The 23,814-nt window shown below is 57.4% G+C and carries 20 protein-coding genes; 7 read left to right on the top strand and 13 right to left on the bottom strand.

Features of this window, described 5'->3' with window-relative positions:
* The first annotated feature begins 3 nt into the window (after positions 1 to 3).
* The 3 genes from cobN to EQV93_RS20870 all read left to right on the top strand — a co-directional run bounded on the left by cobN (position 4) and on the right by EQV93_RS20870 (position 5,597).
* The gene (cobN, locus tag EQV93_RS20880) at positions 4 to 3,774 is read left to right on the top strand and encodes a cobaltochelatase subunit CobN (protein WP_240892367.1); all 3,771 of its coding nucleotides are present in this window, start codon (positions 4 to 6) and stop codon (positions 3,772 to 3,774) included.
* A gap of 150 nt (positions 3,775 to 3,924) precedes the next feature.
* The gene (locus tag EQV93_RS20875; RefSeq protein ID WP_240892366.1) at positions 3,925 to 4,932 is read left to right on the top strand and encodes an ATP-binding protein; all 1,008 of its coding nucleotides are present in this window, start codon (positions 3,925 to 3,927) and stop codon (positions 4,930 to 4,932) included.
* Positions 4,933 to 4,952: 20 nt separating this feature from the next.
* Positions 4,953 to 5,597, top strand: coding sequence for a vWA domain-containing protein (locus EQV93_RS20870; protein ID WP_240892365.1), 645 nt, complete (start codon positions 4,953 to 4,955; stop codon positions 5,595 to 5,597).
* 39 nt (positions 5,598 to 5,636) lie between these two features.
* Here EQV93_RS20870 and EQV93_RS20865 read toward each other — a convergent pair whose 3' ends face one another.
* On the bottom strand, positions 5,637 to 5,903 hold the full coding sequence (locus tag EQV93_RS20865) for a hypothetical protein (protein ID WP_122782126.1): 267 nt from the start codon (positions 5,901 to 5,903) through the stop codon (positions 5,637 to 5,639).
* 324 nt (positions 5,904 to 6,227) lie between these two features.
* On the opposite strand from EQV93_RS20865, the gene EQV93_RS20860 reads away from it, so the two are divergent.
* On the top strand, positions 6,228 to 7,550 hold the full coding sequence (locus EQV93_RS20860) for a sigma-54-dependent transcriptional regulator (protein WP_240892364.1): 1,323 nt from the start codon (positions 6,228 to 6,230) through the stop codon (positions 7,548 to 7,550).
* 72 nt (positions 7,551 to 7,622) lie between these two features.
* Here the strand turns inward: EQV93_RS20860 and EQV93_RS20855 are convergent, their stop codons facing one another.
* Positions 7,623 to 8,297, bottom strand: a complete 675-nt coding sequence (locus tag EQV93_RS20855) for a TetR/AcrR family transcriptional regulator (protein WP_122782124.1) — start codon at positions 8,295 to 8,297, stop codon at positions 7,623 to 7,625.
* Positions 8,298 to 8,509: 212 nt separating this feature from the next.
* Between EQV93_RS20855 and EQV93_RS20850 the strand changes: the two genes are divergently transcribed.
* From EQV93_RS20850 to EQV93_RS20840, 3 genes are read left to right on the top strand one after another with little or no spacing between them, the layout of a single operon-like run.
* On the top strand, positions 8,510 to 9,349 hold the full coding sequence (locus EQV93_RS20850; RefSeq protein ID WP_122782123.1) for a TauD/TfdA dioxygenase family protein: 840 nt from the start codon (positions 8,510 to 8,512) through the stop codon (positions 9,347 to 9,349).
* A gap of 52 nt (positions 9,350 to 9,401) precedes the next feature.
* Positions 9,402 to 10,172, top strand: a complete 771-nt coding sequence (locus tag EQV93_RS20845) for a class II aldolase/adducin family protein (protein WP_122782122.1) — start codon at positions 9,402 to 9,404, stop codon at positions 10,170 to 10,172.
* 24 nt (positions 10,173 to 10,196) lie between these two features.
* The gene (locus EQV93_RS20840; protein WP_240892363.1) at positions 10,197 to 11,204 is read left to right on the top strand and encodes a 2-hydroxyacid dehydrogenase; all 1,008 of its coding nucleotides are present in this window, start codon (positions 10,197 to 10,199) and stop codon (positions 11,202 to 11,204) included.
* Between the two features lie 45 nt (positions 11,205 to 11,249).
* On the opposite strand, the gene EQV93_RS20835 is transcribed toward EQV93_RS20840, so the two are convergent.
* From EQV93_RS20835 to efeO, 11 genes are all read right to left on the bottom strand, one after another.
* A complete protein-coding gene (locus EQV93_RS20835; RefSeq protein WP_122782121.1) occupies positions 11,250 to 11,804 on the bottom strand; it encodes an AAA family ATPase in 555 nt (184 codons plus the stop codon).
* Complete coding sequence (gene pnuC / locus EQV93_RS20830) at positions 11,801 to 12,364, bottom strand: nicotinamide riboside transporter PnuC (RefSeq protein WP_146426602.1); 564 nt, start codon at positions 12,362 to 12,364, stop codon at positions 11,801 to 11,803. Before pnuC ends, EQV93_RS20835 begins: the two co-directional genes overlap by 4 nt.
* A gap of 89 nt (positions 12,365 to 12,453) precedes the next feature.
* On the bottom strand, positions 12,454 to 14,061 hold the full coding sequence (locus EQV93_RS20825) for an ArnT family glycosyltransferase (RefSeq protein WP_240892362.1): 1,608 nt from the start codon (positions 14,059 to 14,061) through the stop codon (positions 12,454 to 12,456).
* A gap of 16 nt (positions 14,062 to 14,077) precedes the next feature.
* Positions 14,078 to 15,457: a UDP-glucose dehydrogenase family protein gene (locus EQV93_RS20820; protein WP_122782118.1), complete on the bottom strand. Its 1,380-nt coding sequence runs from the start codon at positions 15,455 to 15,457 to the stop codon at positions 14,078 to 14,080.
* Entirely contained in the window at positions 15,454 to 15,861 is a 408-nt protein-coding gene (gene arnF, locus EQV93_RS20815) for a 4-amino-4-deoxy-L-arabinose-phosphoundecaprenol flippase subunit ArnF (RefSeq protein WP_146387662.1), read from the bottom strand. Before arnF ends, EQV93_RS20820 begins: the two co-directional genes overlap by 4 nt.
* Complete coding sequence (arnE, locus tag EQV93_RS20810; RefSeq protein WP_146426604.1) at positions 15,858 to 16,202, bottom strand: 4-amino-4-deoxy-L-arabinose-phosphoundecaprenol flippase subunit ArnE; 345 nt, start codon at positions 16,200 to 16,202, stop codon at positions 15,858 to 15,860. The genes arnF and arnE overlap by 4 nt, the downstream gene beginning before the upstream one ends.
* A complete protein-coding gene (arnT, locus tag EQV93_RS20805) occupies positions 16,199 to 17,848 on the bottom strand; it encodes a lipid IV(A) 4-amino-4-deoxy-L-arabinosyltransferase (protein ID WP_146387664.1) in 1,650 nt (549 codons plus the stop codon). The genes arnE and arnT overlap by 4 nt, the downstream gene beginning before the upstream one ends.
* Entirely contained in the window at positions 17,845 to 18,729 is an 885-nt protein-coding gene (gene arnD, locus EQV93_RS20800) for a 4-deoxy-4-formamido-L-arabinose-phosphoundecaprenol deformylase (RefSeq protein WP_146387666.1), read from the bottom strand. The genes arnT and arnD overlap by 4 nt, the downstream gene beginning before the upstream one ends.
* Positions 18,729 to 20,720, bottom strand: a complete 1,992-nt coding sequence (gene arnA / locus EQV93_RS20795) for a bifunctional UDP-4-amino-4-deoxy-L-arabinose formyltransferase/UDP-glucuronic acid oxidase ArnA (RefSeq protein WP_146387668.1) — start codon at positions 20,718 to 20,720, stop codon at positions 18,729 to 18,731. Before arnA ends, arnD begins: the two co-directional genes overlap by 1 nt.
* Positions 20,717 to 21,730 (bottom strand): undecaprenyl-phosphate 4-deoxy-4-formamido-L-arabinose transferase, encoded by a 1,014-nt coding sequence (gene arnC / locus EQV93_RS20790; RefSeq protein ID WP_122782112.1) that lies wholly within the window; start codon positions 21,728 to 21,730, stop codon positions 20,717 to 20,719. Before arnC ends, arnA begins: the two co-directional genes overlap by 4 nt.
* A gap of 1,232 nt (positions 21,731 to 22,962) precedes the next feature.
* Positions 22,963 to 23,787: an iron uptake system protein EfeO gene (efeO, locus tag EQV93_RS20785; RefSeq protein WP_240892361.1), complete on the bottom strand. Its 825-nt coding sequence runs from the start codon at positions 23,785 to 23,787 to the stop codon at positions 22,963 to 22,965.
* Positions 23,788 to 23,814: the final 27 nt, after the last annotated feature.

Here is a 23,814-nt window from a genome sequence, read left to right as displayed (position 1 = left end):
GCCATGCATTTGCTCAGGACTCAGCCCGGTGGCTTTGTATCGGACGATAACATTGCCGATTTAGGCCAGACACCCGCCGAGCTGGTGATCCTGTGCAGTGGCGATTCAAGCCTGGCACTGCTGGCCGAAGCGGCGCAGCAGTTGCCTGAAGATTATCCAAGCCTGCGTTTGGCCAACCCCATGCAGGTGCAAAACCATGCCTCGGTCGACCTTTATGTCGATCAGGTGCTGCAACACGCCAAGGTGATACTGCTGTCATTGCACGGTGGTATTGGCTACTGGCGCTATGGCATTGAGCGCCTCGTGCAGCTGGCGGAACGCGGCGTTACGTTGATTCTGGTACCGGGCGATGATCGTCCCGACCCGGAACTCAGCGGTCTGAGCACCGTGCCGGCCGAACAGGGCGAACGGCTTTGGCATTTTTTGCGTCAGGGCGGGCGGCATAACGCGTTGCAACTCTATCGCTGCCTGGCCAGCCAATGGTTGGGGCGTGACTATACGTGGGACGAACCACAGACCCTGCCGCGTACCGCGATCTACCACCCGGCCCATTCCAGCCCGCAGCTCACCCATTGGCAAGCCGACTGGCTGGCCGGGCAACCCGTGGCCGCAGTGTTGTTCTATCGCTCTCACTTGCAAGCGGCCAACACCGCGTTTGTCGATGTGTTTTGCCAGCGTTTGCAGGCAGCGGGACTCAATCCCTTGCCAATTGCTGTCGCCAGCCTCAAAGAACCGGGCTGTTTGGCCGTGGTCCAGGACCTGCTGGATGAGGTGGACGCGGGTGTCATTCTGAATACCACCGGCTTTGCGCAGTCCAGCCCGGAGGCGCCGCACCTGCGTCCGTTCCGGCGCAATATTCCGGTGATTCAAGCCATTTGCGCTCAGGATAACGAACCCGGCTGGCGTGACAGTGAGCAGGGCCTCGGCCCCCGAGACTTGGCCATGCACATTGCGCTGCCTGAGCTGGACGGGCGGATCATCAGCCGCCCGATCAGCTTCAAGGATTTGGCCTGGCGCAGTGAGCGCAGTCAGTCGGACGTGGTGTGCTATCGAGCGCAACCGGAACGCATGGATTTTGTCGCTGAATTGGCGCGGCGCTGGGTCGAGCTGGCCCGGGTGGCCAATGCAGACAAGCGCATCGCCCTGATTCTGGCCAATTACCCGACCCGTGATGGCCGCATTGGCAATGGCGTCGGTCTGGACACGCCAGCCGCAGCACTGAATATCTTGCGGGCATTGCAAATGGAAGGTTACCCGCTTGATTGCCCGTTGCCAGACAGCGGCACCGAGTTGATAGCGCAGTTGCTGGGTGGGGTAAGCAACGATCTGGACAACCTCGATCTGCGTCCGTGCCTGCAAAGTCTGGGGCTTGATGAGTACCAGGCGATGTTTAATGCCTTGCCCGAGGCCAATCGGCAGGCGGTGACCGAGCGTTGGGGTGAGCCGCACAAGGATCCGATGTTCCGGAACGGGCGCATGATGATTGCCGGTCTGCGTTTTGGCCTGACCTTTGTCGGAATTCAACCGGCACGGGGGTATCAGGTCGATGCCAGCGCGGTGTATCACGATCCGGATCTGGTGCCGCCGCATGCTTATCTGGCGTTTTATTTCTGGTTGCGTCACACCTACGGCGCTCATGCAGTGGTGCATGTGGGTAAGCACGGCAATCTCGAATGGTTGCCGGGCAAGGGCGTCGGGTTGTCTGAGCACTGTTGGCCGGACGCAATCCTTGGGCCGATGCCCAACGTTTATCCGTTTATCGTCAACGACCCCGGCGAAGGTGCGCAAGCCAAGCGTCGCACGCAAGCGGTGATTATCGATCACCTGATGCCGCCACTGACCCGGGCTGAAACCTACGGGCCTTTGCGTGACCTTGAACTGCTGGCCGACGAATATTACGAAGCACAACTGCTGGACCCGCGCCGTGCCCGTGAATTGCAGCGCGACATTCTCAATCTGGTACGTGAAACCCGAATCGACCGCGAACTGCAACTTGACGAACAACTCGACAGTGACGCCGATGCGGCTATCTGGCTGCCTCGGCTGGACACCTATTTGTGTGATCTCAAGGAATCACAAATCCGTGACGGTCTGCATATCTTCGGTGAATCACCTGCCGGGCGTTTGCGCATAGACACCTTGCTGGCCCTGTTGCGTATTCCGCGGGGCGATGGCCGGGGAGCGCAGTCGAGTGTATTGCGCGCGCTGGCCAAAGCCTTTGAACTGGGCTTTGACCCGCTTGACTGTGCGTTGGCCGAACCCTGGACAGCGCGACAACCACCCGAGCTGCAAGCCGTTTGCGACTCGTTGTGGCGCACCGCCGGGGACTGCCGTGAACGCCTTGAGTTGTACGCCGCGCAGTTGATCGAACAAGCGTTGCTGGGTGAACTGCAACTTCCTGACAGCGATGAATGGGCGGATGTTCGCTCGATTTTTGACGCTTTGCTGACGGTGGTTGCACCTCGTCTGGATGCCTGCGGCCCGGCGGAAATGCAGGGTTTGCTGGATGCCTTGAGCGGCCGTTTTGTGCCTGCGGGCCCTAGCGGTGCGCCCAGTCGCGGTCGGCTCGACGTATTGCCCACCGGGCGTAACTTCTTTTCTGTGGACGTGCGCAATTTGCCCACGACCACGGCCTGGCGGATTGGCTTTCAGTCGGCCAACCTGATTCTCGAACGCCATTTGCAGGATCACGGCGACCACCTGCGCCAGCTCGGCCTGTCGGTGTGGGGCACTGCAACCATGCGCACCGGCGGCGATGATATCGCTCAGGCGATGGCCTTGATGGGCGTACGCCCGGTGTGGGCGACGGGCAGTCAACGGGTCGATGACTTCGAGATCTTGCCGGTCAGCTTGCTGGATCGACCGCGAGTGGATGTGACCTTGCGCGTGTCCGGGTTCTTCAGGGACGCGTTTGCCAATCTGATCCGTTTGTTCGATGCCGCGGTGCAAGCGGTGGCAGCGCTGGATGAACCGGACGAGTTGAACCCGCTGGCGGCGAAAGTACGCAGCGAGCGTGCGCAACTTGAAAGCGAAGGACTGAGCCCGGAACTGGCGGCACGTCAGGCGGGATGGCGCATTTTCGGGGCAAAACCCGGTGCCTATGGCGCGGGCGTGCAAAACGCAATTGATGGCCGGTTGTGGCAGAGTCGAGATGATCTTGCCGAGGTGTATCTGAACTGGGGCGGGTATGCCTATGGCGCCAGTGATGAAGGCACCGCCGCCCGTGGCCAGTTTGCTCAGCGCCTGAGTCAGGTGCAGGCCGTGGTGCAAAATCAGGATAACCGTGAGCACGACTTGCTCGACTCCAACGATTACTACCAGTTTCAGGGTGGCATGCTGGCAGCGGTCGAAAGCTTGAGCGGTGAACAGGCGGCCAGCTATCACGGCGATCACAGCCAGCCGGACTTGCCCAAAATCCGTACGCTGAAAGAAGAATTGAACCGGGTGATTCGTTCAAGGGCGGCCAATCCCAAGTGGATTGACGGGGTTAAGCGCCACGGCTACAAAGGCGCCTTTGAAATGGCGGCGACGCTGGACAACCTGTTTGCCTTTGATGCCACCACCCATTTGATCGATGACCACCAATACGCGTTGCTGGCCGATGCCTATTTGCTCGATCCGCAAACGCGTGAGTTTGTTCAGCAGCACAACCCGCATGCGTTGCGTGATATGACTGAACGAATGCTCGAAGCCCAGCAGCGTGGACTGTGGAGTGAGCCGGGGGAGTATAAAGAGGCGCTTGAGAATCTTTTGCTCGATATAGAGGAAGATTGAGGTTACGGCCGGCCCTCACCCTAGCCCTCTCCCAGAGGGAGAGGGGACTGACCTAGCATAAATCTTCAATATTCCCCCATCGGTTCCCTCTCCCTCCGGGAGAGGGCTAGGGTGAGGGGAGGCGATTTAAACCATTTTCGGAACATCCAAATGACTGACATCCCGCATTTCCCGTTATCCGCGGTAGTCGGCGCCGACGATTTAAAGCTTGCGCTGTGCTTGACCGCGATTGACCCGAAAATCGGCGGTGTGCTGATTGAGGGGCCGCGCGGCATGGCCAAGTCCACGCTGGCCAGGGGCCTCGCAGACTTACTCGCCAGCGGCCAGTTCGTCACCTTGCCGCTGGGCGCAACCGAAGAGCGCTTGATTGGCACCCTTGATCTGGACGCAGCGCTTGGCCAAGGCAAAGCGCAGTTCTCACCTGGCGTGCTGGCCAAAGCAGACGGCGGCGTGCTGTATGTCGATGAAGTCAACTTGCTGGCTGACCACTTGGTTGATCTGCTGCTGGATGTAGCCGCCAGCGGTACAAACGTGGTCGAACGCGATGGCATTTCACATCGCCATACGGCGCGCTTTGTCTTGATTGGCACCATGAACCCTGAAGAAGGCGAGCTGCGCCCACAGCTGTTGGACCGTTTTGGCCTTAACGTCGCCATGATCGGGCAGCCGCCACCGGCAGAACGTGCCGCTATCATTCGCCGTCGTTTGCAGTTTGATGCCGACCCGCACGCCTTTTGCGCACAGTGGGCGCCCGAGCAAGCCGCGTTGGCTGAACGCTGCCAGCAAGCACGTGAACGTTTACAAGGCATCGAACTGGATGAGCAATCGTTGGCGTTGATTACCGAGCGGTGCTTCGCGGCAGGCGTAGACGGCATGCGTGCTGATCTGGTCTGGTTGCGGGCCGCTCGCGCCCATGCAGCCTGGCGGGGGGCACAGACAATCACTGAAGACGATATTGAGGCGGTTGCCGAGTTCGCCTTGCGTCATCGCCGCCGCGAAAACAGCAGGCCAGCAGCGCCAGCTGAACAGCCGCAATCGCCTCCACCGGCTACCGGCACCTCTTCAGCATCGGGGCAAGGTCAGTGGGGCGAAATGCCCGCGCAACCGCAAAATATGGGCGTGCGACGTGAAGTGCCGAGCTGGCCAAAAAAGCCGTAGGCATTCGTCCTCACCCCCGTGTGGGGGCGGATGCCAAACCCTGGGCGGGTCAACATTCTCACGGCAAGCTGGGGGCCAGCCGCAGTGCTGGCGAAGGCGCCGTCGACTGGGTGCAGACTTTGCTGCGCGGACGCCCGCGTCAGGTGGACGATCTGGCATTCAAAACCCGTAAAAGCGCCGCGCAAGAATTGTGGGTGGTGGTGGTTGATGCTTCGGCCTCAACCCGTCGTCATCAGGCATTGAGCGATGCCAAGGGCTTGTTGGTGCAGTTGTTTGAGGACGCTTATCGTCAACGCGTTCGCGTGGCGGTGTTGCAAGCCAGTGGCAACAGCCCGCAATGGCACGTCAGCGGCGCCAAGGCATCGAAAATGCTGGGCGACTGGCTCACCACGCTAGGCGCCGGTGGCGGCACGCCGTTGTTGCAAGCACTGGAAGACGTAGCGGGATGGTTGAGGTTGCGCCGCAAGCATTTACCGCAAGAACAGCAGCGCTTTTTGCTGGTGACCGACGGCCGTTTGAAAGCGTGGACGACACTGCCGGTGTTGGAGTGTCCAGGGCTTTTGATCGATATCGAGCGGGGGCCGATACGGCTGGGAAAATCGCGGCAGATGGCCACTGAACTGGCGATTGATTACCTGCACATCGATGAAACAGTGTCCTGCTAGAAGCGAACCTTGCTCGCTGCCAGCAGGACAAAAACAGCATCACGCCGGCATGACCCAAGGTTGCAAGGTATAGCCTTCATTGCTCAGCTCGTTGCGGGCTTGAGTCAACAAGTCTTCCAGTTGGGCGGCATCGGCGCAGGCACTGCGCGGAATTTGTTTGCGGCCAATGCGGTTACTGATGCGGTCAATGACCGTCAGGCTCAATTCACCGTGGCCATCCTGGGCAGCCCAGGCGACGCATTGAAAAGGTTCAAAGGCGTGGCCGGCAATCAAAAGTGCTTCGTTGAAACGGAGCGGGGCGTTCATAGGGTGTGCTCTCAAGTGTGCCCATCAAGTGATTAACCGCAGGTTGGGCGTTCCTTGCGGTTGGTTACTTGTACTGATGACTCCAGACCGTACTCAGGTCACACACTTTCTGATTTTTTTTAAAGCGTTCTGCTTGAGGGTGATTTAAATCAATTTTTTATGGGGCCTCGAATCATGGGCTCGGATTTTATGCACCTTTCAATTCGCTATAACGCTTATAAATATTTAATCCAAGAAAGTGTCAATATTTTGCTACTGTTAAGATTGCTGTCAGCAAGATGCTGATTTAAATAATCTTTTATTTTTTGGCGCCAAGGAAATGACATGCTCGCAACGCCCTCTTCGCGCCGACTGTTAGTCATTGATCCTCATAAAGAATGTCACAACATAATGCCCGAATTGCAATCACTGGGCTGGGAGATGGAATTTGCCAGCTTGGCCACCGCAAATGATCATTCTTGTGACGTGGGTTTAATCCGGCTTGAGCCCCTGCACCTGATACGACCCGAAGCCGTCAAAGAAATGATCAGACTCAGCGGCATCGAATGGATTGCGGTGGTCAGCCCTGATGATCTGGCAATCAGCAATGTAGGCAACTTCGTATGTGAATGGTTTTATGATTTTCACACCTTGCCTTTTGATGTGCAGAGGTTGGCGGTTACCCTCGGCCGAACCAGCGGCATGGTGCACCTGCGCACTCAGAGCGCGCCCCCGGTCAACATCCCCGACCATCAGTTACTCGGTGAAAGCCACGCGATGCAGGACTTGCGCACGCTGCTGGGTAAATACGCCAGCGCTGAGTCCCCTGTATTGATTGAAGGGGAAACAGGCACCGGCAAAAAACGTGTGGCCTTGACCTTGCATCATCAATCCCGACGCCATGATCAGCCGTTTGTCGCCATCAACTGCGCGGTGGTGCCACAACACCTGCTTGAGACGCAGCTGTTCGGCCATGACGCAGGGCCGTTCAGTGGCCTGGCGCGCAAGATCGGGCTGATCGAAGCCGCCAATGGCGGCACGTTGTTCCTCGACGAAATTGATGAGTTGACCCCGGAGCTGCAATCCAGCTTGTGGCGCTTTTTGCTTGAAAAACAGATTTGGCGGGTGAGCAGCAACCATCCGATCCCTATTGATGTGCGGGTGTTGGCAGCGACCTCTGCAGACCTGGAAGCTGAAATCAACAACGGTCGTTTTCGGGCCGATTTGTACTATCGGCTCAATGTGTTGCAGGTGAAGGTCGCGCCATTGCGTGACCGGCATGGCGATCTGGAGATTCTGGCTAACCATTTCTCCCGTTTTTACAGTCTGGAGGTAGGCCGCCGCCCACGTACCTTCAGTAAGGACGCATTAATGGCAATGGGCATCCACGACTGGCCGGGCAACGTCAGAGAATTGGCAAATCGGGTGCGTCAGGGGCTGGCACAGGCGCAGGGACGGCAGATTGAGGCTGCCGATCTGGGGTTGGCCTGCACCCAGCAATCCACAGAATCAATCGGTACGCTTGCCGATTACAAAGACCGGGCCGAGCGTCAGGCCTTGTGCGATGTATTGCATCGCTACAGCCGCAACTTGAGCATGGCGGCCAAGGTACTGGGCGTGTCACGACCCACGTTTTATCGCTTGCTGCATAAGCATCAGATTCGCTGACAGGCGTTCATTCGCCCCTGAGGAGGCGAATAGAGAAACCGGAAATCTTCGTACGTTAATCGTTGTGTCGAGTCATTGAGACGGACGCAAGCAACCGATAGCCATGGCGACCAGGCTATCGAGTAATGCTGAGGACTCCATTTGCCCCGGAATATCTTCCATCACCGAGCGGATCACACTGCGCAACCCCTGTCCGAGTAAATAAGCCGCCAGGGCCGGGTGATCGGTGGTGATCTCATGCTCGTACATCTGCAAGAGCGGCAGCCAGGTCGCTTCGATGAATTCACCTGTGGTTTGGTAAGGGCCGCGCCACTTGCCCAGGTGAAGTGCTGAGTGGTAACGCAAGTGAAAGGCCTTGTTCAGTTTGAACAGCCGCATTTCAACCCGAATGATGTTGGCCAGAATATCCCGCAGCGCTGATTTCAAAGGCATCCCCATCAGCCCTTCACGCACCCTCAGTAGTTCCTCAGATTCCTCGTCGAGAACACGCTCGTACAACAAGGCAACAATTGCGTCCTTGTTGGGGAAGTATTGGTAGATCGAGCCGACGGCGACCCCTGATAGTTCCGCGATGCGGGCGACGGTCAGCGATTCTTCGCCTGTTTCATCCAGAATCCGCAGGCACGCCTGTTCCACAGCGTCCACCAGTGCGCGAGAGCGTGATTGACTCGGACGTTTGCGTAATGCGGGAAGCTGCTCCGGCGAAGACTTTTGGCCCATTTTAATTTCGCCGCCTTTCTTGTTCATAAGAATCCGAGTGATGCGTTTATCGCCGCACCAAATATTGAATATATATAAATTAAATCAATGGCTTATGAAGGTTCTTGGGGGCTTCTGGAATGCGACTATCTGAACCTTGACCACGTGAGTATGATCATTTTCGTCGATCAGACAACGTCTAAACGCACAGTGATGCGCTCTATAAGATCGGTTTTTCCAAACCTTCCGGGAGATTGCCCATGTCGTCACCTTTCATCGTCCGGCCCCTTGGTCCAAGCGTGGGCGCCGAAGTGCTTGATCTGGATCCCGCTTCAGTATTTTTGCCAGAGACGCTAGCGGCGCTTGAGGTCGCACTGGTTAAACATGAAGCCCTTGTGCTGCACGTCCCCACACTTCGGCCAGAGCAACACCTGGCGATTGCTAAGCATTTTGGTGAACCTGAAGTGCACACCTTCTACCCCAACTTGGGCGAAGGCTTTGAACAAATCACCGTGATCGACTCCAGGCTGGGTGATCGTGCCGATATGTGGCACCACGACGAGAGCTTTCTACCCAGCCCGCCAATCGTCACCATGACGCATGCGCAAATCTTGCCGCCGATGGGTGGCGACACTTGTTGGATCAGTATGACCACTGCGTACGACGCACTGTCAGAGCGCATGAAACAGTACCTCGACGGCCTGAGTGCCTGGCACGATATGAACGGGCCAATGACCGCAGCGTTGCGCCAGAACGTTGTCACTCACGAACGTTATCTTGAAGTGCTCAACATGAACCGTAGGCACTTGCATCCACTGGTGATTAAACACCCGGTTTCAGGTCGCAAGGCGCTGTATTTGAGCCCGACGTATACCACCCATATCGACGGCCTCGTCATTCCTGAAAGCGATGCGGTTCTCGCCTACTTGCACGCCCATTGCCAGCAGGTTCATTTTGGCTTTCGCCACCGCTGGACTGTCGGTGACATGGTGATCTGGGATAACCGTAGCGTGCTTCACAACGCCGTATTGGATTATCAACCTCACCAGCGCCGCATGCAGCGCGCCTCAGTATTCGCTCGCGAGAACTTCCACGCGTGATTCATTGATTGGTTTATCACCCACATGTGTGGGGGGATCAGGGGGAACATCTATGTTGCAAGATACGCTGAACCAAGACTTGTTGGCTCGATTCACACCCAAACCGGGGCGCAATGCGCTGCTGCCCGAACTGACACCACAGCAAACAGTGGCATTACTGTGTCGGGTGTTGTTCCGCGAGGGCTATAACGACCACATCGCCGGTCACATCACAGTTCGCCAGGACGACGGCACTTACTTGGCCAACCCATGGGAGTTGACCTGGGGAGAGGTGACCGCTTCGGATATCGTGCGCCTCGATGATGAGGGCAAGGTGATTGAGGGTGAGTGGAACATCACCCCGGCCATCAACTTGCATATGGATTTGCATGCTGCGCGATCTGATGTTCACGTGGTGATTCACAATCATCCCCGTTGGGGGTCGGTGTGGTCGGCGGCCGGGCGCATTCCGCCTATCTACGACCAGACATCCGCTTTGGTTGACACGGACCCTGTGCTCTATGACGAATATCGCGGCACGGTTGAAGACTGCGAATTGGGTCGCGCCGTCGTGGATGCACTTGGTTCAAATAAATGGGCCTTGCTTGCCAACCACGGCGTGCTGGTAGTGGCTAACGGTATCCGTCAGGCGCATTTACGTGCGATCACGCTGGAATGGCGTAGCCGTCTGGCGTGGCATGTCGAGGCGCTCGGCGCAGGCTCCCCGTTGCCCGACCAGGTTGCGCTCGCCACTGGCAAGCGCACCGATGTGAATGGGTTTCCCTTTTTGTGGGAAGCCATGGCCCGCGACGAAATTCGCCGTGATCCCTCTGTGCTTGAATAATCCAGATCACAGTTGGAGGGCAGCATGGCGACCGCCGTGCTGCTGGTTCTTCTTATTCTGGTTGGAGCTGAGCGCGTGATGAAGCCAACTCTATTATTGCTATCAGCATTGCCCCATAGCTTGATGGAACGCCTGCGAGAGCATTTTGATTGTTACCAGCAGTCACTACTAGATGAAGAACAATCCATCGCTCTGGCACCAGCCGTGCGTGGCCTGGTTGCAACCGGCGAGTCGAGCGTGACGCGCGAGCAAATCGCTCGGCTGCCTGCGCTTGAAGTCATCTCGGTACTGGGGGTCGGCTACGATGGCATCGACCTTGAGGCAGCGCGCGATTACGGTGTCTGCGTTACCCACACTCCGGGTCTATCTACCGAAGATATCGCGGATTTCGCGATGGCACTGTTGTTATGTGCCGCACGCCAAGTGCTATCCGCTGACCGGTTTGTTCGCAGTGGTGGGTGGGAAATAGGCCGTCATCCGATAACTGCGCGAGTGTTCGGTGCACGAATTGGCATCATCGGCCTTGGCCGTATTGGTAGAGCAGTGGCGTTACGAGCTCAGGCGTTCGGTATGAGCGTTGCTTATACGGGGCGCACGCAAAAGGCCGATGTGCCGTATCGGTGGTGCAACGATGTGCAAGCATTGGCAACGAATGTTGATTATTTGATGGTGTGCGCGAGCGGCGGCTCCGAAACTCACGGCATGATCAATGCTGCTGTATTGACAGCACTAGGCCCTTGCGGTGTGTTGGTCAACATTGCGCGCGGCTCAATTGTCGACGAACCTGCCCTTGTGGAGGCATTGCGCAGCCGCAGGATTCTCGCAGCGGGGCTCGATGTATTTTGCAGTGAACCAAGAGTTTCGCAGGCATTAAGAGAACTGCCCAATGTGGTGCTGACGCCGCATATGGCGAGTACTACAGAGGCGACCGTTCAAGCAATGCTGGATCTTGCATTTGATAATTTAGCGGCTCACTTTTCTGGGAGGCCTGTTTTACATCAAGTGAATGAGCCGCTTCTTAGCGATAGCTGAATTTGCCATGCAGAGCAGTGGTAAGTCGTCGCATGTCGGTAAACCTTAGCGTACGATTTTTTCCGAATTCTGCAGACTTCCCCTGAGCAATTTCTCAACTGCAGCGCAGGCGCTGAGTTGACGAGCCTGCCAATCCCCGGTGATCACTGACAACGGTTGTTGGTGCTCACTCAGCCATTGATAGCTGTCGTTGAAGAACTTCTGTCGTTCAGCCAGCGAGGGCTGACAGCGCTGGCCATCCGCTGTCCATTCCACGCCTTCAGGCGAGAGCAGCAAGTGCAGGTCGTAATGGCGCTTGAGCAGTTCAGGTTCAAGCCAGTCCGGGCAGTCGCCAAACAGGGTCTGGCTCCACAGAATGTTGCTCAGCAGGTGCGTGTCCAGAATCAGCAATTCGGGTTGTTGGGCGCGGGCGTCATCTTCCCATTGCAGTTGCCCGCGAGCGATTTCAGGAATATCCGCAAGGCAGGTGTCGCGGGGGTTCTGTTCGATAAAGTAGCGCACGTATTCGCCGACCAGAATGCCCCCGAAGCGCTGTTGCAACAGCGCTGACAGCCAACTTTTACCGCTCGATTCCGGCCCCGCCAGTACGACCACCTTCATGTGCGTTGCGCCAGATCGCGCTGCCAGTCACGCCAGCCGGCAATCGCTATGGCGGTAAACAAGCCGTAGAGGCCGGCCGTCAGGTACAGATCCTGGTACGCATAAAAGCCCATGTACAGCACGTCGAGCACGCACCACAGTGCCCAGCACTGCAGGCGCTTTTGCGCCATCCAGAGTTGGGCCACCAGACTGAACGCGGTGAGCGTCGCATCCGGCCAGGGGAAGTCAGAATCGGTCCAGTGGGCCATTGCAGAACCCAGTCCAAGGCTGATCACCGCGCCTGCCGCCAGCCCCAGCAGGACTTGCCAATGGCTCAGCCGTGAGACCACACGGCCTTGATGCTGCGCACCTGCCTTTGTCCATTGCCACCAGCCATAGACTTGCAGTACGGCAAAAAAAACCTGCAGCAGCATGCTCGAATACAACTTGATGTCGAAAAAAATCCAGCTGTAGAGCAGCACCATTACCAGCCCGATAGGCCAGCACCAGGGGTTTTGCTTGACTGTTAACCACACGGCTACAACGCCGAGTACGGCGGCAAACAGTTCGAGCCCTGACATGGGTATTCCTTAGGTGAAGGAGGAGGGGCGCAGAGTGTACCTGCTGTCGTTGCTCAGGCGTCAAGGCTGTGAGGGTGAACCACTACTTTTTAAGGCACATAGAGCAACACGTAGTCATTTTTGTCGAAGCGACCGCTCAACGTCGGTGCGCAATCGCCTGCTGGTGTGCCTTGTAGTTGCACATAGTCCTTGCGATCCATCACCACCCAAACCGGTTTGCCTACGTTTTGCAGTTCTACCGCTGACTGTGTAAACACAGGCATGAGGTCCCGGTTCAGGTTAACCATAAACTTGATCGCCTTGGCGTCCTTGCCCATGCCATGCAGCACCAGAGGCGCAGGCGTCTGGTCAATCATGCGCATGGCATTGTCGGTGAAGGTGCGGGTGTCGTAGAGGTCGCGCTCAACAGGTTCGAACACCAGAATAAAGCTGGCCCAAATTGCAATGACGGCACAGGCCGCCAACCCGGCAGGTCGCCACTGCGGTTTGAACAGCAGTGAAAGCGCAAGGGCCTGTAAAACCCCCAGCATGACGAACAGCAGGGTCAGTGAAGGCAAAGGTTGATCGACGCGTTTTCGCGCCAGCATGAGGCCCACCATCAACAACGCCGGCACGAGCAGAAAAATGCCTTGCATGAGGCCCTGCAACCCGGCAAACGCGCGCCCCTGTACACCTGCGAATGGATAGGCCGCAATGATCGCCGCCATTGGCAACATGGGTAGCAGATAGCGGGCTTTTTTTGCCTGAGGTATCGACAGGCCGATCATCACCACCAAACCTGCACCTAGGCAGTAAATGACCAATTTCAAGCCGGGCCCGGACAGTGCGCGTCTGTTCATCAGGAGCGCAATCAAGCCCAGCACCGCCAGTGGATAGGCCAGGGCATAGTTGCCCAAGGAACTGGTGAAGTAGTAGAGCGAACCGCTCGCGCCTTCAGTGCCGTCGAGCCGCCCGGTGACTTGCATGCGGATCACTTCGTGGACGAACCCTTGGCCACCACTGACCCATGCCAGCAGCAATAGCGCGCCAATACACAACACCAGCAACAGCAATGCTTGCAGACCGACACTGAGCAGGCGGCGCCATTGGCCGCCGAGCAGGTAGTAACTGCACAGCATGCCAGTGGGAATCACCAGCCCGATGGGGCCACGGATGGCAAACCCCAATACCAGTAAGGCCAGTAAACCAGCATGCCGACGGGGAGCACCAAAGTGGTCGTGGGCGTAGGCCAGGTAAAACGCGGCCAGGCTGACCGCCGCGAGCATCTGGTCCAGCGACACGGCACGGGTTTCAGTGATGAAGGTCATGCTCAACAGCAACATCGCCACGCTGGTCAGCGCCCACGTCCGTGACTGTGGCGCGACCAGGCGATAAATCAAGGTCACGATGACGGCCCCGGCAATAGCCGTAGGCAGCCACGCGGTCAGGCTGCTGACCTCGCCGAAGGGCAAGGACAGCAACCAGGTGAATAGCGTCGAAGTTGCACTGTAGTCCGCATAAGGCTGGCCATAGGTGGTGGGGAAGAAGCCCGGCCCGTGACGCAGCATTTCTTTGGCGAACAACACAAAACGTGAATCAAAGCCGATGGCCGCCTCATGCGGGTCGCCCAAGATAAACAGCACAAGTGCCAGCCCCCCTAACAGCAGGGACTGGCGACGCACGCTTCGCAGAGCGTCAGGTGAAGTGATGACCTGCATTGCGTGCTTCTCCGGCTTACAAAACGCTCGCGGCCAACGCTGTTGAACCTCGTGATACAGGCAGGTTGCACGATTCGCCACGGCCCATCGGGAAGTACTGCAAGCCCGCCCGAGCAACGCGTTCGCCGTCATACAGGTTGCGCCCGTCGAAAATCACCGGGGTCTTGAGCCGCAATTTGATCAGGTCAAAGTCCGGTGCCTTGAACTGTTGCCACTCCGTGCAGACGATCAGTGCATCAGCACCGTTAAGCGTCGATTCCGGCGTACCCATCAAACTGAGGCGCAACTCGTCGCCGTACAGGCGCTGGGTTTCCTGCATGGCTTCGGGGTCGAATGCGCGGACGTCGGCACCCGCATCCCACAAAGCCTGCATCAAGACGCGGCTCGGAGCGTCGCGCATGTCGTCTGTGTTGGGTTTGAACGCCAAGCCCCACAAGGCGAAGGTTTTACCTTTGAGTTCACCTTTGAAGAAGCTGTTGATACGGTCAAACAATTTGTGTTTTTGCCGTTCGTTGATCGCTTCGACCGCTTGCAACAAATCGCTCGAACAGTTCACTTGCTGGGCGCTATGAATCAGTGCACGCATGTCTTTGGGGAAGCACGAGCCGCCGTAGCCGCAGCCCGGATAGATAAAGTGATAACCAATGCGGGTGTCCGCACCAATGCCCAATCGCACCGCTTCAATGTCAGCGCCCAAGTGCTCGGCCAGTTCGGCGATCTGGTTGATGAAACTGATCTTGGTGGCCAGCATGCAGTTGGCGGCGTACTTGGTCAGTTCAGCACTGCGCAAGTCCATGAAGATGATGCGGTCATGGTTGCGGTTGAACGGTGCATACAAGTCGCGCATCACGTCGCGCACTTCTTCGCGGGCGCAGCCAATGATGATGCGATCAGGACGGCGGCAGTCCGTGACGGCTGAACCTTCTTTCAGAAATTCGGGGTTGGACACCACGTCAAATTGCAACGAACGACCACTGATGCTCAGGGCTTTATTGATATGGGCCGTGAGCGCATCACCGGTGCCGACCGGCACGGTGGATTTCTCCACCAGAATCAGGGGCTCTTCACGGTGACGGGCAACCGCATCACCCACCGAGTACACCGCGCTGAGGTCGGCTGAGCCGTCTTCGCTCGGCGGCGTACCGACTGCGATAAACAGCACCTGGCCATGTTCCACCGCGAGTTTTTCATCGCTGGTGAAGCGCAGGCGTTTGCTTTCGAGGTTCTCACGCACCAGGCTGGATAGACCCGGCTCAAAAATGCTGACGTGACCTTGCTGTAGCAACTCGACCTTGTTTTGATCAATGTCCATGCAAATCACATCGTGGCCGACTTCAGCCAGAACGGTCGCCTGCACCAGGCCCACATAACCACTACCAAATACACTGATTTTCATGCGCTGTTCCTGGAGCTTGGGGTACGTCGAAAGTTGATCGTAAGCACCCCTAGAATGACCAAGGTCACACCAAGGGTTTTTGAAAGCGTGAAGCTTTCGTGAAACGTCGGCAGGCTGGCGGCCAGCAAATAGACCAGCGCGTAGCTGATGCTTAATAACGAATAAGCGCGGCCCAGCGGCAGGTCGCGCAAGGCCAGCAACCAGCACAGCATCGACAGTGCGTAAGCCGCGATAGCGGCCACGACCACCGCCAGGGCGCTCAAGGAGACATCGCCCTGACTGATTGCCGCCAACCATTGAGCCGGCTCGGGCAAGCGCGTCATGCTCCAGCGCATGCCCAGTTGAGCACTGCTGACCAATGCGACACTGCCAGCGGCAAAGGCCAGACCTCTTGTCGAACTCATGCCTGTTGCCCCAGCAAAATCACCCCGGCAATCACCAGACCCACACCACACCAATGGCGCAGGTCGATGGTTTCTTTGAACAGGTAGCGTGCCACCAGGGTGATCAATACAAAGTTCAGGCTGAGCATCGGGTAGGCGATGCCGACTTCAAGGCGCTGTAACACCAGCAGCCATACCAGCAAGCCCAGGCCGAGGCACAGCAACGCCAGCCACAACCAGGGAGAGCGCAGTTTGTGCGCCACTCCCGACTCGACCCCGCGCCAGCTTTCGACGGCGTACTTTTGTGCAATCTGGCCAGCGCAGGTCAGCAGGCAAGCTAATAGCAGCAACGCCAGTGTCATGGTGCACGCTGCGGGAAAATCAAAATCACCATGTTGCCTTCGTCATAGCGCTGGCCATCTTTGGGCAGCAAGTCCATTTCATGGCTTTCATCGCTGTTCTTGACACGCATCACCACGCCCACCGGGCCTTCGCGACGCGCGTTGGCCATCCATGACTCAATCTCGTCCAGGCCCAGGCTTTTGCCTTTGGCGTCGTCATAGGTCAGACCGTATTTGACTTCACCTTGAGTGTTGTAGAGCGTCACATCCGGACGGCGCAGACGCCATGACAGGGCAGAGGCGGCGCCCAGATCGTTACTGAGCAGGTGTTTGGCCCCTGACAACGCCTGCACGTGCTCAAGAATGAACTGGTCGGGCATTTTGTTGTGCACCACGCTGCTGGGCATGGCCGCCGGCAGCAGCAACACCAGAGCGCCCATGGCCACGGCAGGCGCCGCCCACATTTTCAGTGGTTTGGCGAACGTCAGCAGGCCCGTGACGATCCAGGTCAACAGCACAATCACCAAGAGGCTCAGGTGCACTGTTTCGTCTTCGTAGAAGGGCTTTTTGATTTCGAAATAAACCAGAGCCAGCAATGCGACGCCGCTCAACAACACATTGAGCAACCCGTTAAGACGCAAGGACAGCGGTTTGGCCGTTTCCACGCGTTGCATCAAGGCATGGCCCAACAGCAGTGCCAGCGGTAACAGGCACGGCATGATGTAGGTCGGTAATTTACCTTTGCTCAGGCTGAACAGGGCTAGCGGCAGTAGCAGCCACAGCAGCAGGAAGATCACCCCGCGATGACCCTTGTTATGCCATGCATCCTTAAAGGTCGCAGGCAACAGCGCCGCCCACGGCAAGCTGGAGACCACCATCAGCGGCAGATAGAACCACCACGGACGGCCATGCTGGGCATCTTCACCGGCAAATCGGCGGATATGCTCGTGCCAGAAGAAAAAGCGCCAGTAGTCAGGCTCCTGAGCGTGAACCGCGAGCACCCACGGCAACGAAACAATCGCCGCCACCAGCATGGCAAGCAGGCCGTACTTGACCAGTTCGACAAAGCGTTTTTGCCAGACCATGTAGGGCAGGGCAATCAACACTGGCAGCAGAAAGGCCAGAAAACCTTTGGTCATAAAGCCCATGCCGCAGGCAAAGCCCAGCACTGCCCAGCTGATCAGGCGACCGCGGGTGGAGGTGCTGTCCACGGCAAACCACAAGGCGGCCAAGCTCAAGTTGACCCACCAGGTGAACTGCGGATCGAGGTTTGAATACCCGGCTTGCCCGGCAATCAGGCCAAAGGTCATGTACACCAGCGCGCAAGCAAAGCTTTTACGCGGGTCGTTCCACAAACGGCGTGCCACGAGGTACGCCAGCATGACGCTGAGACCGGTAGCAATGGCCGACGCGATGCGCACGCCAAACAGGTTTTCACCAAAGATGGCCTGCCCAATAGCGATCATCCAGTAGCCGGCAATCGGCTTCTCGAAGTAACGCAGATCCATAAAGTGCGGGGTGACCCAATTACCATCAATCAGGATCTGCTGGCCAATTTGTGCATAGCGCGTTTCGTCCGGTATCCATAAACCGTGGGTGCCCAGCGGCAGCAGGTAGAACGCAATAAAAGCCAAAACCAAAAGCGGTATTGCCCAGCGCTGCGTCATGGTTGCTGCACTCCCAGCCAGCCTTCACGGCCATCCAGAACACCACGACTCAATTGCCCGGCGGGCAGGCTGTCGAGCGCTGCGGGCAGCAAGTCGCGCAAAGGGTGAAAGTGAATATCGCGGGCACGGGCCTGCGCCAGTAATTGACGGAAGTCGTTGGCCATTAGAATCCCTTCTACTTCAGCGTGAATGGTGTACGCATTCAGCTTTTGCGGGCTGAAGCGATCAAGAATGTAGGCGTTGAAGTCGGCGGCGCTGATCTGCGGCCCGACGACTTCATCGAACGTGGGTAAATCGACAGGGATTTGCGGCGCGCCCAGGCTGCCATCGGCCAACCTTGGCCGAAACAGGCTGTGCCCGCGGCAATCACTGTTATAACGAAAACCAAAGGCTTGCTTGGCCTGGACTACGCGTTCATCGGCACGCCAGCCGGCGGCGGCCGAGCACTCGACCGCCTGCCCGGTGATGTCGCTCAGGGTGTCGACGCCGCGTCGAATCTGCTCAATCAACTGCGCCTCGCTCCAGCGTCCGGCATTGGCTTGCCAGCCGTGGTGATCCCAGGCATGCAATCCCACTTCGTGGCCGGCGTCGAGGGTCTGACGCATCAAGTGCCCCAGATCCTTGCCGATCGGTTTGCCGGGCCAGGCAGTCCCGGCCAGCAAAATATCCCAGCCGTACAGGCTGGCCGCCTTGGAGCGCATCATTTTCCAGAAGAATTGGGGCTTGATCAGCCGCCATAAATGGCGGCCCATATTGTCTGGCCCCACGCTAAAGAAAAACGTGGCTTTGATCTGCGCTTCATCGAGCATGTCGAGCAGCCGGGGAACCCCTTCACGGGTTCCTCGGTAGGTGTCGACATCAATGCGTAGTCCAGCCTGCATCAGCGTTTTTCCGCGAGTTCAACCATGGCTTCGCGCAGGAAGAAATCCAGGGTTTTGGCGATGGTCTCGCTGAGCTCGATGGTCGGCGTCCAGTCGATCAGGCGACGGGCGTTTTCGACGCTTGGCTTGCGGTGGCTGACGTCTTGATAGCCAGTGCCGTAGAACGACTGGCTTTCTACATCACGGAAGCCGGCAAACGGCGGGAAGTTGTCACGCAGCGGGTGAGCCTCGAACTGACGCAGCAGCTCTTCGCCCAGTTGACGGATGCTGGCTTCGTTGTCCGGGTTACCGATGTTGATGATCTGGCCGTCGCACTTGCCACCCTTGTTGTCGATGATCCGCGCCAGGGCTTCAATACCGTCGGCCACGTCGGTGAAGCAGCGTTTTTGTTCGCCGCCGTCGACCAGACGAATTGGCGTACCTTCGACCAGGTGCAGAATCAACTGGGTAATGGCGCGCGAGCTGCCCACCCGTGCCGAATCCAGGCGGTCAAGGCGTGGCCCCATCCAGTTGAATGGGCGGAACAAGGTAAACTTCAGGCCTTTTTGCCCATAAGCCCAGATCACGCGGTCCAGCAGTTGCTTGGACACGGAGTAGATCCAGCGCTGCTTGTTGATCGGGCCAACAATCAGGTTGGAAGTGTCTTCGTCGAAGTTCTTGTCCTGGCACATGCCATACACTTCGGACGTGGACGGGAAGATCACGCGCTTGTTGTACTTGACGCAGTAGCGCACCAGCTTGAGGTTTTCTTCGAAGTCCAGTTCAAACACGCGCAGCGGGTTGCGGGTGTACTCGATAGGCGTTGCGATGGCCACCAGCGGCAAGACCACGTCGCATTTTTTGATGTGGTACTCGATCCACTCGGTGTGGATGCTGATATCACCTTCCACAAAGTGGAAGTTAGGGTGGCTGCGCAGGCGCTCAATGGCGTCGGAGCCAATGTCCAGACCGTACACTTCATACCGGTCGTCTTGCAGCAGGCGCTCGGACAGATGGTTACCGATAAAGCCGTTGACGCCCAGAATCAGCACGCGAGTGCGACGCGGCGCCCGTCCTGATTCACTGCCACGCAAACGTGAACCTTCAACCAGGCCCAGTTCGCGAGCCAATTGCGGGCCGCTGAGGAACAGGCCGTTGTCGTTGCGCTGACCGGCCGTGACCAGCAATGAATCCTGACCGCAGGCAATGCGCAGCGGGTCGCAGCTGATAACGTGCCCCGGCGCGTGCCCACCATTGCCCGCGACCACTTCGGCGCCCCAGACAATCAGTTTGTGCTCACCCACCGCGCAGAACGCGCCAGGGTAGGGTTGGGTCACGGCGCGAACCAGATTGAACAGTTCTTCGGCCGGGCGAGCCCATTGCAGCAGACCGTCTGCGGGGGTGCGACGACCAAAATAGGTGGCCTTGGACTCGTCTTGCGGGGTTTCTTTGAGTTGCCCTTCAGGCAGCAGTGGCAGGGTTTCAGCCAACAGTTTTGCGGCGGTTTCGCGCAGCTTGCCGTGCAGGGTCAACGCGGTGTCCGAGCGTTCAATGCTGATGCGTTGCTGGGCCAGAATGGCCCCTGCATCGGCGCGCTTGACCATACGGTGCAGGGTGACGCCGGTTTCGGTTTCGCCATTGACCAGCACCCAGTTCGCCGGTGCGCGGCCCCGGTAGCGTGGCAGCAACGAGCCGTGCAGGTTGAACGCGCCTTTGCTGACGCTGTTGAGCAGTTCTTCGCCCAACAGGTTGCGGTAGTAGAACGAGAAGATGTAATCGGCGTTCAGCTTGCGAATACGTTCGATCCACAGCGGGTGGTTGGCGTCTTCCGGGGCATGAACCGGAATGCCTTTGCGGGCACACAGCTGGGCAACAGAACCGTAGAAGTTGTTTTCCTTGGGGTCGTCGGCATGGGTAAACACCGCAGCAATTTCATAGCCTGCATTGAGCAAGGCTTCGATGCCTGTGCAGCCAATATCGTGATAGGCAAAAACAACGGCTTTCAAACTCATGATTGAACCTGTGCGGTATTAGAAAAAGACGGGGTGTGCGTGTGTGCGGCAGGCGCTTGTGGTTCGGCGCGCACAATTTTTTCGATAAAGAAACGCGGGCGGGCCCGAACGTCGCTGTACATGCGACCGAGGTATTCACCCAGCAGCCCCATGCCGATGAATTGGCCGCCGGTGAAGACAAACAGCACTGCGAACAAGACAAAGGTGCCGTCACCTGCCCATGTCGCGCCAAAGATCAAGCGCAAGACGATCAGCAAGATGGCAAACAGACCGCCCAGCAACGCCATGCTGAAACCGATAATGCTCAGCAAGCGTAAAGGCGTGGTGGTCATGCACGTGATCAGGTCGAACATCAGGTTGATCAGGCGCATGGGGCTATATTTGGAGTCGCCGTGTTCACGCTCGGCGTGCTCTACCAGCACTTCAGTGGTATGGCGGGCGAAGCTGTTGGCAAGGATCGGAATAAAAGTGCTGCGTTCGCGGCAGGCGAGCATGGCGTCGACAATGGAGCGGCGATAGGCGCGCAGCATGCAGCCGTAATCGCTCATGGCAACGCCTGTGGAGCGCTGCACAGCGAGGTTGATCAAGCGTGACGGCCAGCGGCGCCAGGCAGAGTCCTGACGGTTGTTGCGCACCGTGCCGACGACGTCGTAACCCAGCGCAGCCTGGGCCACAAGCCGTGGAATTTCTTCGGGCGGGTTTTGCAAGTCGGCGTCGAGGGTAATCACCACGTCGCCTTTGGAATACTCAAAGCCGGCCATGATGGCGGCATGTTGGCCGTAGTTGCGATTGAGGATTACAGCGACTACGGGGCTGCCTTCACGGGCAGCAGCGTCTTCAAGAATCTGCGCCGATGCATCGCGGCTACCATCATCGACCAGAACGATTTCGTACGCTTGCGTCAGCTGTGCACAAGCCGCTTCGGTGCGGCGCAACAGCTCAGGCAAACTCTCTTCTTCGTTGTAGACCGGAATCACGATCGACACACACTGGATGGGGTAGGGTTTCAAAGTATTCGTTCCAGTCAATTTCAATGGCACAAGATGACTCATGTGAAAGTCGGCTTACTCAGTACGGCACAAGGCCACACTCGCATTGAGTAAAGCTTATAACTTACAAAGGTAAAGTTATCGACCTACGTTATCTACATGATTTCCCTACAGACTCTTGCAGCTTTTCGCTGAAGGAATGGCCATACGTTAAACGTAGAATTGTGAAAAGCCTATGAAAGTTAGATCAACACCGCATGTTTTCCAAACACTAGACAGGTGCTATTCAGGAATAGGTTTTACAGGGCCAAACAGTTAAAAAGTTTGTTTGGCCTGCTTTTGGCGTGAACCGTGTTTCTTACAGGGGAGGTGGGTATTGAAACAATGATGTGAGTCAATAAACCGGGCTTTCAACGTGATCGAAGCGACAGCCCCAACTTTGCGGATATGTGACGCGCATCACAGCGGCCGGGGCTGTGCAGGTTCTGTCGTCATAATCAGCGCAAGCCACAGCGCATAAAAAGCCTGTGATCCGGCTCGCGAGCTAACTTTTGATCCGGTTTCTGATCTGGCTTCTGATCTGGCTTGTGATCTGGATTGTGATCTGGATTTTGATTTTGATCTTGATCTGCCGCCCCTTCGGGAGGCCGAGTGGAGGTTTCGCGGAGTGGGTCGACCGGCATGGATGCCGGGAGAGCTGCGATCGGGCCAAGGATGGCCCGTCGCAGCGTGCCCACGGAGCGGAACCGGAGTGAGGGACACCTGAGCGCAGCGAGGGCCGTACGCGGGGGCAAGGACCTTTTGCTTACTTTTGGGGCTGTTTGCCAAAAGTGAGCCGCCGTAAGGGCGGAACCCGTAGATAGATTTAATACATCAAACGGATATGTACGTTGGCTATTTAGAAGCTTCGAGTACATATCCGTTATATGTGTCTCGCTGAGCTACGGGTTTCGCCCTTACGGCGAGTCCCTTTTGGCAGACGCCCCAAAAGGAACCAAAAGGTCTGCGCCCTACCATACGGCCGAGCTCGCCTAGGCTCGCCCGGTGCCTTCACTCCGGCACTGTTATGGGGGCACGCCGCGACGGGCCATCCTTGGCCCGATCGCGGCTGGCTCGGCGTCCTGCCTCGCCACCCCCATAACAGCACCTGCGCTCAGCCTCCTGTGATGGGCACCAGTGTCGCTCCCACTGTTTCGGTGGCAGCAGGGGCATTGCTTTAGAAGCAAAAAGCAAAAAGCAAAAAGCAAAAGCTATCAGTTCAAACCCAGCTGGCCACGCAGTGTGGACAAGTCCTCAGCCAGCGTATTAACCGGCCCAATTAACGCCCTGCGGTCGTTATCACTGACTTTATCGTAGGTTTCAAAGCCACCCGCTTTCGTGCGGTACTTCGCCAAAATCTTGTCCACGGTGCTGAAATTCTTGTCGACTTTCGCGGCAAAGGCTTTATCACTCTGCTCAATTTGCGTGCGGAACAAGTCAAAGATTTTCTTCGCGCCGTCGACATTGCCCTGGAAGTCGTAAAGGTCAGTGTGGCTATAACGGTCTTCTTCACCGCTAACTTTAGTTGCCGCGACTTCTTCCATCAGCGCCGCTGCGCCACCGACGACTTTCTCGGGCGGAAAAGTCAGGCCGGCGACGCGGGTTTGCAGGTCTTTGACGTCTTTATTCAGGCCGTCCGCCAGTGCATCCAGGCCTTGGGTGCTGTTTTCAGAGTAAAGGCTGTATTCAATGCGATGAAAACCGGTGAAGTCTTCGGCCTTGACCCCTTTTTCGTGATCATCGACCCGTGAGTCGATAGAGGCATCAAGGTCGCTGAACAGTTCGGCAATCGGCTCGATGGATTCGTAATACACGCGGGTGGGGGCATACAGCTTTTTAGCGGTGGCAATATCGCCTTTTTTGATTGCATCCGTGAATTGCTGGGTATTGCTGGCCAGCTCATCCAGCTGTTCAGTCACGTATATCTTGTAGTCAGAGATGGGCCCCACCAAGTCCAGAGGCGCTGTCGCTGCCACAGCCGAGAGTGGGAGGTGGAGCAAACCAAACGTGAGCATCAGTGCGAGCGGCGTCTTGTTCATGGGACTTTTCCGGTAGGTATCAGGGGG

This window comes from Pseudomonas sp. TMW22091, from assembly GCF_022496705.1.
Lineage (GTDB): Bacteria > Pseudomonadota > Gammaproteobacteria > Pseudomonadales > Pseudomonadaceae > Aquipseudomonas > Aquipseudomonas saxonica.
The sequence above is the reverse complement of the archived record's forward strand: the minus strand, read 5'-3'. Positions and strand labels throughout refer to the sequence as shown.